Raw genomic sequence first — 1,848 nt, forward strand, 5'->3', positions numbered from 1 at the left:
GAGCAGTTTGTCGAACTGCTCAATTGCTTCTGATGAAAATTTCCCTGCCAAAAACGCCTTGTCAATCTCATCATTTGGAAGATTTTGCCTGACAATTGACCACAAGTTATTTTTGCCGACGAACTCCTCAAATACGCTTGTCCTTATTACAGTTGCTTTTGGCACGGCAATGAAAATTTCCTTTCCAAATTCCTTTGCCAGCCTTTCCTTCTCCTCTTGAAGGGCATCCACAAAAACAGACAGACCTCTTGCCTTTCCGCCTATCTCCCCACTGCCAATATTCCTAAAATCAGGCGCCCGCAATATTTCCTTCATGCTCGTTATTTTTGCAACGTAGTCATTGAATCGATAGTTTGCATTCTGGGCTGGTGCCATCCGAATCGTTTCTGACTTATTGGGCATAGGTTATTTAATCATTTGTCTCTATATTTTATCACAACTCACAGTTGCTTTCAGCGACTGATGTCTTGCTTTGTCGAGCAAGATGTGATTGCATGCAACCAGCTTTAGCGCACTCATTTCCCCAGATACGCAACAGCATACGCGCCAAAAAAATCATCTCAGTGGGCACACCTGCTGAAAATAATTTGGTAGGTAAAAATCTCCTTCACATCCATCCCAAACCGGAATTCATACCTATATCGACCCTTACTCCTAAGCTTGGCAGGCAAAAAAGCTCAAGGCACACTATTGAGGAGCTCTCCTCAGCCCTGAAAGGCGCCGACTCGCATACGATTATCATAACTGACATAGGCCAGAACCCTAGAGAATCTCGATTTGAGGAAATTGTGCAGGTCGCAGCTGAAAAATCCAAAGGCGCGCAGGTTTACCTTCTCACAAGCAGGGACGAGTGCATCGGCAACCCTTTTGCGCTTGACGATTTTGTCCTTGGCCGAAGCTTCTCGCCTGCGCTTTTGCAAAATGTGAAAGTTTTCTTTTACCAGGGGCAGGAAAAAGTGATACAATCCATTGTGCGCCTGCATGAAGACCACCTGAACCATGAGAAAAAACCTGGCGAAAGCCTTCTAGTCGTTGAAGATTATCCCAGCCACTACACCAGCTTCCTCAACACTCTCTTCGATATCACACATCACCGCACGCGCGTGCTTCTTGCCCGCACCTTTGAGGAAGCTGAAAAAATAATCAACGAATGCAAGGATTTGCTTTCAGGCGCCATACTTGACATTGAAACTCCCCGCGGCGGCCACCTGGTCTCTGACGGCTGGCCCTTGCTTGTGGACAAGATAAAAAAGTACGATGAGCGCACGCCAATTGTTGTGCAGTCTGCGCAGCAGGAATGGGCGCAGCAGGCTGCAAGCGAGCACCGCGTTTTCTCCATCTGGAAAGACGACCCCATTTTCCTGCAAGAACTCAAGCGCATAATAAACGATTACTTTGGCTTTGGCGATTTTGTTTTCCGCACGCCTGACGGGAAGGAAGTGGCCAGGGCACACTCACTTCTCCAAGTATATGGGCTGATAATGACCATGAACTCTGAAAGCCTGCGTTACCATGCCGAGAGGAACGACTTTTCCCACTGGCTGTGGCTGCATGGCCACAAGGAGCTGGCGCACAAGTTCAAGCCAATCCACAGCGAAGACACAAATGAGCTTAGGTCTCAGCTGCAAGAGCTTATCGAGCCTTATCTCCAACTGAAAAGAAAGTGAGTGCGCATGCGCCTTCTTCAAACTTCTTTTCCCATTCATGCCAATGGCGCTAACCATAAAATTCCCAAAATTTTTCCACTAAGGCAAAAGCTCCTTTCCGCCGTAGGCGCGCTCGCATTCTCCTTCTGTTTTGCAGTGTTTCCTGGCTGTTCCTCGTTCAGCGTCCTAACGCAGGATACTC

At 47.7% G+C, this 1,848-nt stretch carries 2 protein-coding genes; one reads left to right on the forward strand and one right to left on the reverse strand.

All coding sequences use genetic code 11. The annotated features are described in order from the left end of the window. On the reverse strand, window positions 1–375 hold a 375-nt coding region (locus FJZ26_05770; GenBank protein MBM3229916.1), incomplete at its 3' end, for a hypothetical protein. A gap of 119 nt (window positions 376–494) precedes the next feature. Here FJZ26_05770 and FJZ26_05775 point away from each other — a divergent pair. Then, window positions 495–1,667, forward strand: a complete 1,173-nt coding sequence (locus FJZ26_05775) for a hypothetical protein (GenBank protein MBM3229917.1) — start codon at window positions 495–497, stop codon at window positions 1,665–1,667. Window positions 1,668–1,848 lie beyond the last annotated feature (181 nt).

This window comes from Candidatus Parvarchaeota archaeon (assembly GCA_016866895.1).
Classification (GTDB): domain Archaea; phylum Micrarchaeota; class Micrarchaeia; order Anstonellales; family VGKX01; genus VGKX01.